The sequence below is a fragment of the Photobacterium panuliri genome, assembly GCF_059920555.1.
The window spans coordinates 2,307,614-2,323,268 of the sequence record NZ_CP197192.1 but is presented as its reverse complement, the minus strand read 5'-3'; the positions used below and the strand labels follow the sequence as shown (position 1 = coordinate 2,323,268).

Genomic DNA, 15,655 nt, shown 5'->3' with positions numbered 1-15,655 from the left:
AGGGATGTGAGTTTTACTCGTTATGAGGAGGAGATAGATTTTCTAAGAGTTAAGATGCAATTCGGTTGTTGCGAACAAGCGCTCTACGGATGTTTTTGCACATTTTTCCGAACCTCGCCAATTCATCGAAAGTTGGCGGCAATCCGCGATTAATTTGGTGCTCCCAGTAGGTCAGTTCGGAATCTACCATTTCCATTAGCTTCTTGGGGCAACCGATGCAACTATTGTCTGGGCCACATACAAAAGTATCAGCTTGATATAGCGGGAAGTCTTGTTTAACCGCATCAATAATTTGCTGCATGGCCGTGATTCTGTCTGGCTTTTTGCTCACAAGATAAGCTCCTAAAGAAGTTCAAGCGAGCATTATAGGTTTTATGGATTACAATACCAGACCGAAAAAGAGTAATTTATCATTAAGAGATTGAATAGTAGCTAAATCAAAAAGATACGCTGATTATCTATTCAACCCACCGATCAAGGAGGGGTTATGGTATGTGTGATATTTGTCTTGGATAGATGATTTCTGAGTGGGCGTCAATCGAATCTGACTCTACCTCACAAAATGACAAAGAAAAATCGGTATGAATCCATAAATAAGCCGTATCTCTGGAAAAATTGCGAGTATTTTGTAAACCTAGAGTTATTGAACGCCACTTTAATAATGATGAATGAATGCAGTGTGTGGCGTAGCAAAGAAAATAATTTTTTCTTTTGGTTATCGATGTTAGTTTAAAGACATAATCAAAACAAAATATTAATTGAAAACTCGATGAGTAAGAAAACAATAGATTGCTCTCTGTGAAGAGTAACTGGCGTATATTATTTGTTTTTATGGAGATAATTTGGAGTAATTAATGGAAAAAGTTAATCATTTTGGAAAGGTTGTGCTCAGTCAAGAGCAGATTAAACGTGGTGTAGAGATCGTTGCCGAGAAACTGAATAAGACATTTTTTGATGATGAAGTTGTTATTATATCAGTTGTTCCTGGTGGAATCCTGTTTACGGCAGATCTTGTTCGTGAATTGAAATTTGATGTCAATATGGATTATATTGCTTGTCATCATACACCGGGGGTAAGCGAGAATAATTCACCTATTATCTATCATCAAGATATTAACATTAAGGGTAAGCATGTCATCCTTGTCGATGATGCAATTGAGACGGGTGGCACAATGAAGCGAGTAGCACTTTTTGTAGCGTCTGAGTTTGATGCCAAATCCGTTTCTATTGCGACATTATTTGTCAAACCTAGTCGAGTTGAAATACCAGTGATGCAGTATTATGCCTACGAAATGGAAAATGATGATATGTTAATCGGCTATGGCTTATCTTGGAATAATAAATATCAAAATATTCCATTTGTTTCGACATTGGTAAAATAGAACCGTTAAATAGTTATTTATCAAGTGCTGATATCTTGGAGGATAGTGGTGAGAGTAAAAAAGTGGTTGAATTTATTGGTGATATTTATTTTCACAGGAAGTGTTTCGGCTTATGAATCTAACTCGGAACATTGTGAGTTGACAGTTGAAGATGCTGTTAATGCTCATAGGGGATTTATGCAATACCAATTAGGTGTGTTTTCTGGTAAATATTCAGGCGGTGTTTATACGGATCCTGTTCCTGAAAAGAAAGGTTATGAATTTATAATTGATGGGAATGAAGTATGGTTTGACCGGGATTCTAATGGCCACCATGAGATGGCTTTTTTAGTTGAAGATAACCAGCTTACCTACATTGCTTGTATTGGCAAAGTGGCGACTATTATTGATGCATCGTATGAATATCGATCATATTTGGGAAAGAATAAATCGGCCTTAAATAAGGTATTTGATAAGTCCATTTAATGGATATAGCAGCCTTCGGTTAAAGGCTGCAAAGAGACAGAGGTTATGCGCGGTGTTGTCTAATAGATAATGCCTTGTCGAGGCTTAGCTAAAGATGAGCTTCAGCGTTCGGCATGGTAGATGAGTAAGGCCATATCCGTCACCATGTCCCCAATGGGTGTTTCGTTAAAGCGTTGCGTTTTACCATCAATGACGGAATATGTTTTCTTATTAGCGTCGCTTATCCTTGATACATCATGACAGGTACTCGACATCCGAAAGTTGCAGTTTTCCATCATGGATTCAGTCGTAAAGTAGGTGGCATGAATAGCAATGTCATTGCGTTGGTCATTTTTAGTATGAATAACAGCAATTTGAGCTATACCATCAATTTTACCATCATTAGCGAGCAGGTTGTTTATAACATTCTGATATTGCTCGTTAAATGTTGATTCATTAGTGCTGACAAATAGATACGAATCAAAGCCTATTTTTTCTAATTGCTTACCAAGCTGGGTAGCAAATGTTTTTCCTGCCTCGTGCATAAATCCATTCGCGGCAGGATTGTTGTCATATGTAGAGTTCAGTCCATCACCTGCAATGATCAATAGCCGTTTGCCTTTTATATTGTCACTGTGTGTACTAGAACAGCCAAACAAGCCTGATATTATCAGTGCTATTAATATATTTCGTATTATTGTCGCTTTATGCATCTATGAGTTTCTCTGGTTAGGTTCTGCTTCATGGTGTGTGACATATTGCTGTATAGCTATGTCGAACAAGGCTGAAGTAATGTGTTGGAGTAAAAACTGAGTTTGCGAATAGTACATTATTTTTCAACAGAATAAACCTTTATACTGAAGCTATCTTAGAATGTCGGATCTAGAGACAGTTGAATAATTTCTAGTCATTTATACAAAGGATATTTTTTGCGACGATTACATCGAGGTTCAAAAAGAAAGGTTATCATTCATCCAATTGATATGAGTTTAGAATCTAAGCCTTCTAAGATCACCGTGAAATGGCTTGAGGATGACTCTGAAACCATCGGCTGTCATCAAGGGCTAACATTCAGAGAGTCAATGCAGTTTGTCGAAGATTTTAATTGGGGGCTTTATGATGGTCAGGGTTGCTCAGAGCTGACATTGTATAAAGGTGATGATAACGATAATTTTATGGCTTTTCATATTACCCAACTGGGGAGGGATACGTTTAGTATAAATTTACAGGTAGTGCATAAAGCTCAACGCAAGTATATTTGGAGCAAATCAAAAGTAATAGCAGATTTAGGTACCTGCTCGAAAAGTGAACTGACTAGGGTTCTGAAGCCGTTAGGAAACTATAGTGTCAGCCGCCTTTTCAAACGTTACTTGCCAGAGACCATCGATATTCGGTTAAAATTGTTACTGCTCTTTGTTGTTTTTAGCATGGTGAGCTTGTTCTGGTTCGATTCATCTAATTTATTGCTCAGCCCAACATATGATTACTACTTATATAATAAACATATAGTGGTGTTCTCTATTTTTTCCGCTTTGTTGATTACTTTTCGTATACGGCATGTATTAAATATGACGGCCAAGGACATACTGCCTTGTATTGGCGTAGGTAGCCTGCTAATGATGTTTTTTGTTTATATGCTGGCTTTGCTTCCTATTGCTCCCGTGCATTATTTCTTTTCAGTGCCAGCGACACAAATCGAACAAGTATCTGATTTAGGCTCATCCTACTATGGGTCTGGTAAGGGGAGCTGTAGAGGGCGGGTGTGGTTGCGTTCGGCAGGTGAGTTGCAGCGAGAAAGAGTGCTGTGCCACGTGCCAGAGCCTTTGTGGCGTCAGCTCAAAATCGGCGATCGGCTTTGGTTGCAAGGTGAGCAATCGCCAGTGGCGTTTTCACCTGATAAAATGGCGCTTATTTATCAACTGAATAATCAATAAAGTGCCGTTAGTCTCCCAGTAAGGCGGCTACTGAAACAATAGAGATAATGTAATGTATGACACTATGCTGGATTTGATTCATTTCGATCAAACCTTGATCTTGCCAAAGCACGACTATGAGCTTTTGGAAAGAGAGGGTTACCATGTGCTTTTGCTCTACCGTGGTGCCACACGTTGCCGCCCATATCTTCATTTTCGCCCGCTTAATTTGAGCGAGCGCTATACCGAATATGACTTCTCTGAACTGTTGTTTGAGTGCTATGAAGGACACCTTGAAGTTCTGTCGTATTCTGTCACCGAAACAGCAGATACGATAACGATTCAAACGCGTTATGCCCTGCGTAATGATGATCCTCTTGGTAAGTTGAATGGGTTGCAATTTAGCTATTATCAAGAGATTTGGGGCGATGAGAGCGATCCTGTTTTTCATTATCAAGTGGAAAATGCGATGTATGCTGAATTTGATACCTCTATTCCAAACAGACCACTTGCGCTGGAGCTGAATGGAACATTATCAGGGGAAGCGGTGAAAGTGCCATTAGTTGGTTCTTATTTATGTCCAACTGAATGATATTATCAATAGAGTCAATAAGTAGAATCACGAGCTGAACTCTGTATTGACTCTTTTATTTTAGTATCAAAATAAAACTGTGAGAGTATAAAAAATAGCCTGTAACTATTAAGAATATCATTCTCTTTTTTGGTGTATTCCCTTCCAATATTATTAACTGACACCCTGTACGTAGGCGAAAAAACTCGCACAAAATATCTTTTTCTTTATTTTTATTTCGGTTTACAAAATAAAGGAAAAACACATGAAATGGAAAGCATCTGCCATTGCGCTTGCTGTAAGCGCATTGTGCTCTTCACCGGTTTTTGCATTGTCGCAGCAGTCTCTTAATCAGTATGGCGACAGCGTTGCGTTGTCGTACACCGTGGTTGATAACACGCAGGATGAGTGGCGCACTTTCCGAGCGAAAATCTCGTTGAATAACCAAGGCGCGACGGCTCTGCCTGCATCTGGGTGGGCAATTTGGTTTAGCCATATCCGTAAAATCCCAACAGTATATAGTGATCAGTTTGTGATCACTCATATCAACGGCGACATTTTCAAACTTGAACCGACAGCCGCTTTCAAAGGACTTCCTGCAGGACAGAGTTTAGATTTTGAGTTTGATGGTTCGGACTGGCAGGCAGCCAGAACCGATATCATGCCTAACTGGTACTTTGTCTCTGACCATGAAGGTGCAACCGTCACGGCCTTGATTCAAAACACCAGTAACCGAGTAAATGGAAAGGTACCTGTTAAGCCGCAAGATGAATTGGCATTTGTGTCGGACTTTACAAATGCTAAGCAGTGGAAGCGTTACGATGCTCCAAGCCTGCGTGATGCCTACGATCCATTTACCGCAGAGCAGCGCTTTGAGCGTAATGCCAACTTGTCTCATCTTGAGAACGTAGTGGGTGTGGTTCCTGCTCCTGCTGAGATGAGCGTTGGTAATGGTAGCGTTACGCTGGATTCAGATTGGGTGGTGGTTTACGACGCGGGTTATGAACAAGAAGCGGCCTATCTTGCAGAGCAGCTAGGTATTACGGCAGCACCATGGTCACCGACGGCGGCGAAAGTGATCAAAATGGGCTGGGGGCAGGTTAACCTCAATAGTCGCTCTTTATGGAGCGAGGCTTATAAGCTGAATGTCGATCCGGCGCAGGGGAATATCAAGATTGCAGCAGCTGATGCGGCAGGCGCTTTCTATGCTGCCCAGTCACTGCTTCAGTTAGTGGATAATGGCGTGGTTCCTGCTGTGCAGATTACAGATGCTCCGCGTTTTGACTATCGTGGTTTTTCTCTTGATTCATCACGTAACTTCCGCGACAAGGAAACGGTTCTTCGCCTCCTTGACCAGATGGCTCGCTTTAAGCTCAATAAGCTTCACTTACGTTTGGCGGATGATGAAGGTTGGCGTATTGAGATAGCGTCATTACCTGAGCTAACAGAGATCGGTTCGCATCGTTGTTATGATCCTGAAGAGCGCCGTTGCCTGTTGCCTTTCTTGGGAGCCGGTCCAGATGGGACACCTGAGTCTAATGGTTATTATACGGCGGCTGATTACCGCGAAATTTTGGCCTATGCCAAAGCGCGCAATATTGAAGTGATTCCTGAGTTGGATATGCCGGGTCACGCCCATGCTGCCGTTAAGGCAATGGAGGCTCGTTACCATCGTTTAATGGCTGAGAATCAGCCTGAAGCAGCGGCAGAATTCTTGCTGACCGACTTCGAAGACAAGTCTGATTATCTTTCTGTTCAAATGTTTAAAGATAACGCCATGAATATCTGCATGGAGTCTACCTTTAGCTTTGTTGATAAAGTGACTGGTGAACTCGCAGCTCTGCACCAAGGGATCCAGCCTCTTAAAACATTCCATTTCGGTGGTGATGAAGTGGCGGGGGCATGGAAGAATTCGCCTGCTTGCCAAACTTTCTTCGCCAACAACGACAAAGGGATCACCTCTCCTGATCAACTCAGCCAGTACTTCGTTGAGCGCGTAGCGGCAATTACGGCAAATCATGGCCTCAATCTCGGCGGTTGGGAAGATGGTTTGATGCATAACGGTAAGGTGTACCCACGTGCAGCAATGGCAAATGCGATGGTTCGAGGTAACGCTTGGCAAAATATCTGGGAGTGGGGGGTTGGTGATCGGGCCTATAACCTTGCTAACAATGGCTTTAAAGTCATTTATAACCATGCCACTCATTTCTACTTTGACCACCCATATGAGCCAGATCCTAATGAGCGTGGTTATTACTGGGCGCCACGTTATACAGATACCCGCAAGACGTTTGGCTATATGCCTGATGACGTATTTGCAAATGCCGACTTTACTCGTGCTGGTGCACCAATAACGAAAGAGGAAGTGGTAGCCTCTGCAGGTGTGAAGAAGTTAGAACGTCCTGAAAACGTAGCGGGTCTGCAAAGTTCATTGTGGGCGGAAACCGTTCGTACCAGTGAGCAGTTTGAAGGTATGGTGTTCCCTCGTATTATTGCGATGGCAGAGCGAGCATGGCATACAGCAGAATGGGAAGCGAATGATGCCCAAAGCAAACCGCTTGATCAGGCAACGCGAGATGCCGATTATAACCGTTTTGCAAACTTGTTGGGGCAGCGTCTGTTTGATGAGTTAGAAGCCGATGGTATTGATTTTAATCTACCTGTCCCGGGGGCAAAAGTAGAGCAGGGTATCTTGAATGCCAACTCTCCATTCCCGGGTTTGGCTATTGAATATTCAGATGACAATGGCGCTAATTGGCAAGTATTTGATGGTGCTAATCCACCGGCGGTTTCTGGCAATGTGCTCGTTAGAACGGTTTCTGGTGAACGTACAAGCCGTATAGCAACAGTAAAATAACAACGTAAGTTGGCTAGTTAGACCCGGCTCAGGCCGGGTCTTTTTTATTTCAAAGTTCCGTACGGAGTAACGGGAACAAGGTGAGCCGAAGATCGCCGTTTCATTCGGATATGACTGAATTCGCTATATCCCTTGTTGTAATATGTGAGCACGGACGTTGAAAATGATAACGAGGTATGAATACTTGAATATTCAACGATTAAGAGGGAATGCATGATGCCCAAATATCAATTTTTCTACAAACCAGATTCGAATCGAAGAGAGTTTACGTATCTGGATATGGATGGCGACACTTTCATTGACGAAAAACGGCAGCTTATTGCTATAGGCTTTGAGGTCGAAGGTGATGTGATTTATGCCGACTCACCGCAAGAGGCGATTGATAAATTCCAGTCGAACTTCAGTGCTCCGCTAAAGGATTATTCTAATTCCCATGTTGCTGGTGGCATAGCCACGTTCGTGATTGAGGCTATAAAAATACTGCGGAATAGTGCTAGAAAATAGGGGTGTGAGTTTTCCGCAAGGGATGTTTTCATTACTGCAACTTTGCGGAAAATAATATTTTCCATCTGTAAATATAGTTAATTAAAAAACACCATAATCTTAATTTTGCTTCTAGCTTGACGTTTGTTTTTTTTGTTTGATTTGGATTTGTTGTGATTTTTTTTAAATAAAAAGTCGGCTGGTGAATCTGATTTGGCTATTATTTTACGCTGATTTTCTAACCTTCAGTGCTTCTCATTTAACATCCTCTCTGTTGATGCTCAAGGGGTATCTTTCCCCCTTTTTTTCGTTTTTATTTCACGGCAAGCACGGTTCATTGTTGAGAAAAATAGGCATTTTATGTCATACAAATAAGGCATTTGCTGAAAAAATAACCTGAAATTCATGTGAAAAAGCCCTCATACACGCTTCGGCTGGGAAAAAACTGAATCAATGCCACAAAAATGAGATAAGACTCATACGATTTTAGATGTTTCATAGTTAAATACAGAAAAATCAGGAGGTCATAGGTGTTGACATCTTGTTTTTCTTACATCGAGTCAATGTTTGCGATCTCTTTGTGAGAGCTTAGATTCCAGATATGGATGATTTGCGAGTAAAAACGGAGCAGTGTTGCTTTGGCATTGCCTAGGATAGTGGGCTACATGAAATGGTTTGACAGCTATTACTGAGGGGAATACCCGTCAGTAACAAAAAACAGTGGCGAATGGTTTATCAATGATATGTGAAGTCAATTTGTGTGGATTGATAGACAATCGATGAAATTAAAAGTTGTTGAACCATTGTTCCTGCTATCGAATCCGTCACGCTGAACTGCAGAGCATGATTTTGCAAAGGATGACATGAATCATAAATGCCAACTATTGCACGCGTCTTTAATAACGAATTAATTTATCTGAAAAGATAAATAAATAATAGAAGAGCTAAACCTTGATTAAATTAAATAAAATAACAATCGCACTTGCTGGTGTGATGTTTAGTGGTTATTTGCATGCTGCAGATGCGAACGCATCTGGTGTTGTTACTTTTGTTCCTGGTGAAACAAAAGTTCAGAATGGCGAGATGGTTTCTTACAACGGTGAGTGTTTTATTGCTCAAAACAATCCTGGTGTATGGGAAACGCCAAACGCAAGTTCATGGTTCTGGACTGTGGCAGAGTGTTCCGGTGAACCAGGCCCAGGTCCTGAGCCTGAACCTAATCCAGATCCTGAGCCAGAACCAGAGCCTGGTCCAAATCCAAATCCTGATCTAGGCGATGTGATCCCATTCATCCCAGGTCAAACGCAGGTGAGCAATGGCGATGTTGTGTCTTACAACGATCAGTGTTTCATCGCGAAGAACAACCCTGGTGTTTGGGAAACGCCAAGCGCAAGCTCTTGGTTCTGGGAACTGACCGAATGTTCAGACGAACCGGGCCCAGGTCCTGGTCCAAACCCGGATCCAGAGCCAACTGAGCTGTCTGTACTGTCTCCAGTTGCTGGTCAGGTAGTGAACGCGAACGACGTGGTTGCGATCAATGCAAGCGTTGATGGCGAATTGGCAGCAAAAGTGGAATTCTGGGCAAACAACCAGAAGCTATCTGTAAAAGTTGTTAACCAGAACCAAACCACTTACACGCAAAACTGGACACCAGTGGAAGCGGGTAGTGCGACAATCAACGTGATTGTACTGGACAAGAACGGCCAGAAGCTTGAGCAGCAATCTGTATCTGTAACCGTAAAAGAAGAAGTGACAGAAGACTTCACTGCACCAGTCGTGAAATTCATCACACCAGCTAACGGCACAACCGTTAGCGAAAAAGACACGGTGTCTATTTCTGTTAATGCAACAGACGTGGATAACGATTTGAAGAAAGTCGTTGTTCAAGCAGACAACCAGCAGATCTGTACGTTTGATGCAGCGACGACTGATAAGTTCGCGTGTGACTGGCAGCCAACTAAGACTGGCGACATCACACTGAACGCTATCGCGACCGATGCGCAGAACCTAACGTCATCAGCGCGTGTGAAAATCACCGTTGAGCAAGACGTGGTAGAGCCGCCGGTTGAGCCACCAGTGACTCCACCAGGTGCGCTATGTGAAGAGTTCAATGTTTACCCAGACTGGACCCGTGGTGACCACGCGACTGGCGGTGACATTATGGTTCACAACAATATTGCATACTCTGCGATTTACTGGACACAGTCTGTACCAGGCAGCGATGCATCATGGGCACTTCACCTGAACTGTGATGGCTCTGAACCAGGTACGGCACCACTATTGTCTCTACAAAACCCGATGGATCCAATCCGTCTGGAAGTGGCAGGTTGGCCAAACACGTTTGTTGTTGCAAGCCCATCTACAACGGCTCCTGCGACACTGACTATCGATACGATCAACAGCGATGCGCTGGCGAACGTAGACAAGCTAACGCGTGCGTTTGTGTCTATCATCCAGCAGGCTGAGCAAGCAGGTACAGCATCAATCATTATCAACAGCGATGTGCTTGATCTGGCTACCAACGATAAAGGCGCAGCACTGGGCGCTGTATCAGTGAAAGAAGCGCTAACAAGCGCCGTTGAAAGCACGGGCAGCAAGATTGACCTAGATGCTATCAATGCACTGAGCAATGATGTGAAAGGCTGGGCACAAGCACACAACCTGATCATCACTACGCTAGCACCAGAAGCGACGTTCGGTTGGTCTCTAAGCATCGGTGAGTTTGCTTACGATACACATTCTGGCCGTCAGTCGGTATGGGATGAAGCGTCAGTATTTACAGCAGACCTACTAGATAGCTTTGAACTGTACAAAGCCGATGCAGCGAACAAAGCGGACTTCGTTGTGTTCACTAAGTCAGGTACAACTGAAGCGCTGAACAGCGAGCAGTGGCACAACGCCCTAGAGTACGTGAAGCAAGTCACTGACTACGTGAAGTCACCAGCAATGCTGGCAAACATGCCAACAGCACAAACGTCTGGCTACTTCATGGGTGACGCGGCAGGTAAGCCTCAGCTACGTAAAGCGGCTTACAGCAACGTATTCGCGATTATGTTCGATACAGATTCTTCTGAACTAACGAACAAGATCGACGGTTACCAGAACGCGAAAGTGCCTCTTTACTACGTAGGTGAAGAGCTAGAGAAAGGCTCTCTGACTAGCATTGAAGCGCTGAACCAGCAGCTAGCAGCGGCTGAGAATGCGATGGATAACGAAGCGTTCCTATACGAAACACCACAGTCACAGTGGGTTCCGTCAACAGTATACAAGTGGAATGACTTCCTGGACGGCTTGAATGCAATGCACAACATCGGTGTTGCAGGCAACAAGTTCTGGTTGATGAACGAAGGCGTGGATGATGAAACAAACATCAAATACGCAAAAGTCGCGATTGCTGCGTTCCTTGCACAAAGTATGCAGGAAACAATCCGTTACAACGCGTGTGACGAGAACAACTGGTCTGAAGTGAAATACGGCGCGCCAGCGGATTACCCGATGACGGCAAGCTGTGGTCAGCTAGGTCAGAAGTACGCAGACTACGGTGTAAACCCAGTGTCTGGTTTGGATCACGCTTACTCTTGTCCTCGTGACAACAAGATGGAAGTGAGCGCACTGACGCACGCGAAATGGTACGGCGCACCGGCTCCTGTATTCGCAGCACCAAATGCAGTACTGGAAGAGCGTGGCCTGCTAGTGAACGGTGCGGTAGGTCGTTGGACCAACAACGGTCACTGTAATGGCGGTCCAAATGAAACCGTAGATACGTCTAAGCAGGTTTGGGAACGCGAAGACTGTAAAGTTTATGAAGGCCAGAAAGCCGGTAGCTTTATTTGGGACGGCAGCAGCCAGGAAAGTGTTGAAGGTTGTGGCTGGTGGGGCCGTGGTGTAATCCAGACTACAGGTCGTCAGAACTTCGGTACGCTGAACCACTACCTAGGTCGTTCACACGTTGACCCAGAAACCATCGGTAAGACCATTGACGGTGTAACGGTTGAAGCGCCACCAGCGAACCCGCTGTACGCAGAACTTGATTTCTGTTCAAACCCAGGTTTGATCTGTAGCTCTGAAGAGAACAAAGAAATTAAGTGGATTGCAGGTCTGTTCTACTGGGTAACATCAGTACAGGCTTACAACGATGAAGGTGGTCAGTACGCGGATTGGAACTACTACAACGAAATCAAGAAGTACGTTGATAGCGGTCTGAAAGGCTCTCAGTTCATCGATGACGTTTCTGGTATCGTTAACCGTGGTTGTCCAGACCTGACGTGTTCAACCGGTGATGTTCACAACGTGAAAGAGCGTCGTGAGAACTTTAAACTGGTTCTACAGAAACTAGGTCTAGATCCTCAATAAGGATAAGACAGGCCAATACGTCTTTACTGATCATTGGCTAAGACAAGAGAAGAACCCCGCCAAGTGCGGGGTTCTTTTTTTGTCTTTTTTATTCGCTTGAACAATGAGTTGTTGTGCGTATTAGGGGCATGCAGGCATCAGCGTATGGGCAAAATACAGACGCGATCCAGGTCTGATTTCCATTTTTCGTACCCCGTTCCTTTTATTTTTGTGGGGTTAGTTCAAGGAAAAATGCATACCTCTCACGAATTGTGTTGACCTCACTTATATTCCTGATAAATATCGCTAATAGCAATTTGGATAATAATGAAAAAGACATACATTGCTTGCTTGATCCCAGCCTTGCTCGCGGCAGGATCAGCATTTGCCACTTCATCGTCTGCAACAGACATTCACTATTTCAGCCAGAAAGCTTTGCCGTCTGATACACAAGGCCGCCTGCTGGGTAGTGTGAACATGGCGCAGAGTATCATCATGCCGACTGTGCATCAGGTGCAGGATGATCGCCAACCGCATTTGGTTGCGCTACGTAAAACCCTGGTGATTTTTGAGCCGCAGGATGAGGCTTTTTCACTGACGACCCCAATTACGCTTACGGCGAAAAACAGCCAGGGTGAGGTTGTGCATCAGAGCGTGATGTCACTGCCAAGCCAACTGCCAAAAGTGGCGGGTCAGCTTGATGATCTGAATATTACCATTGAAAAACCTACCCAGTTTGATCACAGAGTGACAGGGAATGGCCCGCTGGGCAGTATTGCCGATGCGCAAGGTCAGGCTGCATTTGCACAGCTACTGACTGAACACGATACCATTCAAGTAGAAACGGCGGATGGTAGCTGGGCGCAGAACTTTATTTTGCCGGAAGGGGAAGCGTTTCACGGTAAGCGTGTGACGTTTACCTCTTATGCAGGCTATAACTCGTTTATCACCTATTCAACCGGTACCGATACGATCAGTGCAGGGAATGAATTTACCTATAAAAACCAGAATGGTAAGTGGTTCGCTCAATCGGACATTGATATTAAAAACGTTGCGTACAGCGATAAAGCGTACACCACGATTTTGCCAGCAGAAGCGGTACAGCCAGGTTTGACCCTGACGTTTGCGACCGAAGACGGGCAGGAAGGGGTATTGAATGCCGTGAAAATCGGGGCAAGTACTCATTTTGTATTGAATGCGGTCGATATCGGTTTGCTGACACCACCACGTGAGCAGTTTGCCTTTGTTCATGATCGCGAGTTGCAACGCCAGTATTTCCAGAATTTGCAAATCAGTAAGTTGACTGTCAACCCGTATGAGCCGATCTACTTTGCTGAAGTGATGCTGCCTAATGGCCGTCTGCTACAGGACTACGATCCAAGTAAAGCGGATGGTTATGGCAGTGACTCTCATTACTGGGTGGCCCGTGAGTTGGTATCTGCAGGTATCAACAGCGCGAACTATGGGGTGAACTCATCGTCAGTACGCCCTCATGCCGCATGGAATATCAACAACCCGTACCATGCTGCGCAGGTGACGGTGAATATGTCTGTCGGTAAGTATACTGATGGCAACATCGTACACGGTATGTTGGGTTCGTATGCGGGCGTCGCGTCTGTTGCTAACTCCACGGGCAATGAATTCAGCCATGAAATCGGCCATGAACTCGGCGCGGGTTCGCATTACTTGGGCGGTTTCTTGGGGGCGGTCCATAACCGCTCAACCGAGCGTAACTCCGCGTGGGGTTGGGATGAAAAACACAATAACTTCCTGCCGAACTTTACCAAGGCTATTACGAACACGCCGATGTGTTACGAAGGTCAGTGTGCAGAGCCGTTTGCGGGGCATGGGTTTGGTACCGGTACCATGTCGGGCGGTTGGCCGATGTATCCGAAGCATAATGCTTATACCTTGCACGTACCGTATGAGTTAAGCGTATTTCAGGATTTCATGACCCAGAAAGCGAACTTTGATTTGGCCTCACCAACCGGTTTCAGTAAGTGGAACTCAGACTCGCAGCAAATGGAGCCGTGGGAAAATCGAGTAGCCGATGATCTGGCCTTTGAAATTAAGCAGATTGCCGATAATAACTCGCTGCATCTCTTCGGCCCGGAAAGCACTGAACTGCATACGATTTACAGCCAGTTTGATGCGATCCGTTTTAGCTTGGGTAATGGCGATTGGGCGCGTGATTTGTACTTGCTGGATGATGCGGCGTTTGAAGGCAAAGTGGCCCAGTTCCAATCATGGGCCGGCTGGACGGCTTACGTACATGTGAACGGAACAACGCGCGCGCTGAAGACAAACGAAAAATTTGCGTACCAGTTTACCAACGGTGCATGGGTGGAAGTGGAGAGCGATGTGCTGGACAAGACCATCGCACTGATACCGACCAAGCAAGGCGTGCCAGTCACTACGCTTGTCGGCTACTACGATCCGGAAAACACCTTGCCGAGCTACATCTACCCAGCACTGCATGGTGCATACGGTTCGGTATATAACGACGCGTTTTCGCCGTCATCGTGCCAGTTGTCGGTGAAAACCCGAGAAGCGGGGACGTTGACATACAACTTGTACAACCGCCGTTTGACTGATGGCATGATGAACCGTTTCCACATTAACGTTGAAACCGCACTACAGCCTTATGAAGCAGAGGTGATGTGTGAGGGTGAAGTGCTCGATATGGCAGCGTTGGATGCGCCGAAGCAATCACTGTCTGCTACGGTGATCACCACACAAGCGGGTGAAGCACCGACGATTCAGGGCATTGACGATGTACTGATTGCCCAAGGCGAGGCGTTTGATCCGCTGGCGGGTGTAACCGCACAGGATGACTTTGATGGCGATGTGACCGCGTCGTTAGTGGTCGAAGGACAGGTCGATAACCAGAAAGCCGGTGTCTACACCTTGACCTACAAGGCTTACGACAGTGCGCAAAGTGAAACCGTGGTAATCCGTACCGTCGAAGTGTTCAGTGAAAAGCCGGTATTGGCGGGTATTGAGGATGTCACGGTGGATCTGGGCACCGCGTTTGATGCGATGAACGGTGTGTCTGCTCACGATGCAGAAGACGGGGATTTGTCGGCTGTGGTGTTGGTCTCTGGCAATGTGGATGTCAACAATTCAGGCACATATGTGCTGGTGTATCAGGTGACAGACAGTGCAGGCCAGACAGTGACAGCAGAACGTACTGTGACCGTGGAAGGGTGTGAGAACATGTGGTCGGCGCAGGCCATTTATGTCGCGGGTGATCACGTGTCGCACAATGGTGCAGTATGGCTAGCAGGCTGGTGGACGCAAGGCGAAGAGCCGGGCACTACCGGTGAGTGGGGTGTATGGAAGAAAGTGGCGGACAACGGGTGTTCAGCACCCAAGCCTGAAATCACCCCGCCACCACCGGGCGAATACCCAGCCTACCAAGCGGGTACGGCCTATCAAGAAGGCGATATCGTAAAGGGGACGGATAACCACCTGTACCAGTGTAAGCCATGGCCAAACTCAGGCTGGTGTGCGAGTGCCGCCTATGCGCCGGGTACCAGTGCTTACTGGCAAGATGCGTGGACTAAGCTGTAAGCCGATGGGCTGCTAGAACATACAACGAGAAAGACCAAAAGCGGTGTGAAGACACCGCTTTTTTTTATTTCGGACTCCTGCGCAATTATTGGATGCTGTT

At 45.4% G+C, this 15,655-nt stretch carries 10 protein-coding genes; 8 read left to right on the top strand and 2 right to left on the bottom strand.

The features are described from left to right. Positions 1 to 49 precede the first annotated feature (49 nt). Entirely contained in the window at positions 50 to 331 is a 282-nt protein-coding gene (locus ACSF8X_RS10750; protein ID WP_500849914.1) for a hypothetical protein, read from the bottom strand. 523 nt (positions 332 to 854) lie between these two features. On the opposite strand from ACSF8X_RS10750, the gene ACSF8X_RS10745 reads away from it, so the two are divergent. Both ACSF8X_RS10745 and ACSF8X_RS10740 read left to right on the top strand, forming a co-directional pair. Further along, the gene (locus ACSF8X_RS10745; protein WP_500849913.1) at positions 855 to 1,382 is read left to right on the top strand and encodes a phosphoribosyltransferase; all 528 of its coding nucleotides are present in this window, start codon (positions 855 to 857) and stop codon (positions 1,380 to 1,382) included. A gap of 48 nt (positions 1,383 to 1,430) precedes the next feature. Then, positions 1,431 to 1,847 carry a hypothetical protein gene (locus ACSF8X_RS10740; protein ID WP_047879200.1) on the top strand — a complete coding sequence of 139 codons (417 nt, stop codon included), beginning with the start codon at positions 1,431 to 1,433 and terminating at the stop codon, positions 1,845 to 1,847. Positions 1,848 to 1,948: 101 nt separating this feature from the next. Here ACSF8X_RS10740 and ACSF8X_RS10735 read toward each other — a convergent pair whose 3' ends face one another. Beyond that, entirely contained in the window at positions 1,949 to 2,539 is a 591-nt protein-coding gene (locus tag ACSF8X_RS10735) for a hypothetical protein (RefSeq protein ID WP_047879201.1), read from the bottom strand. Between the two features lie 216 nt (positions 2,540 to 2,755). On the opposite strand from ACSF8X_RS10735, the gene ACSF8X_RS10730 reads away from it, so the two are divergent. The 6 genes from ACSF8X_RS10730 (at position 2,756) to ACSF8X_RS10705 (ending at position 15,555) form a co-directional block, all read left to right on the top strand. Beyond that, complete coding sequence (locus ACSF8X_RS10730; RefSeq protein ID WP_500849912.1) at positions 2,756 to 3,760, top strand: hypothetical protein; 1,005 nt, start codon at positions 2,756 to 2,758, stop codon at positions 3,758 to 3,760. 64 nt (positions 3,761 to 3,824) lie between these two features. Then, entirely contained in the window at positions 3,825 to 4,331 is a 507-nt protein-coding gene (locus ACSF8X_RS10725; protein ID WP_500849911.1) for a hypothetical protein, read from the top strand. A 244-nt stretch (positions 4,332 to 4,575) separates the two neighbouring features. After that, positions 4,576 to 7,167 carry a beta-N-acetylhexosaminidase gene (locus ACSF8X_RS10720; protein WP_500849910.1) on the top strand — a complete coding sequence of 864 codons (2,592 nt, stop codon included), beginning with the start codon at positions 4,576 to 4,578 and terminating at the stop codon, positions 7,165 to 7,167. Between the two features lie 213 nt (positions 7,168 to 7,380). Further along, positions 7,381 to 7,671 (top strand): hypothetical protein, encoded by a 291-nt coding sequence (locus ACSF8X_RS10715; protein WP_500849909.1) that lies wholly within the window; start codon positions 7,381 to 7,383, stop codon positions 7,669 to 7,671. Positions 7,672 to 8,601: 930 nt separating this feature from the next. Next, positions 8,602 to 12,003, top strand: a complete 3,402-nt coding sequence (locus tag ACSF8X_RS10710; RefSeq protein ID WP_500849908.1) for an Ig-like domain-containing protein — start codon at positions 8,602 to 8,604, stop codon at positions 12,001 to 12,003. Positions 12,004 to 12,309: 306 nt separating this feature from the next. Beyond that, positions 12,310 to 15,555, top strand: a complete 3,246-nt coding sequence (locus ACSF8X_RS10705; RefSeq protein WP_500849907.1) for a M66 family metalloprotease — start codon at positions 12,310 to 12,312, stop codon at positions 15,553 to 15,555. Positions 15,556 to 15,655 lie beyond the last annotated feature (100 nt).

Excerpts from the sequence above, each read along its gene's own strand:
- ACSF8X_RS10735 (WP_047879201.1), bottom strand. The coding sequence starts at position 2,539 with ATGCATAAAGCGACAATAATACGAAATATATTAATAGCACTGATAATA.
- ACSF8X_RS10720 (WP_500849910.1), top strand. The coding sequence starts at position 4,576 with ATGAAATGGAAAGCATCTGCCATTGCGCTTGCTGTAAGCGCATTGTGC.
- ACSF8X_RS10725 (WP_500849911.1), top strand. The coding sequence starts at position 3,825 with ATGCTGGATTTGATTCATTTCGATCAAACCTTGATCTTGCCAAAGCAC.
- ACSF8X_RS10745 (WP_500849913.1), top strand. The coding sequence starts at position 855 with ATGGAAAAAGTTAATCATTTTGGAAAGGTTGTGCTCAGTCAAGAGCAG.
- ACSF8X_RS10715 (WP_500849909.1), top strand. The coding sequence starts at position 7,381 with ATGATGCCCAAATATCAATTTTTCTACAAACCAGATTCGAATCGAAGA.
- ACSF8X_RS10705 (WP_500849907.1), top strand. The coding sequence starts at position 12,310 with ATGAAAAAGACATACATTGCTTGCTTGATCCCAGCCTTGCTCGCGGCA.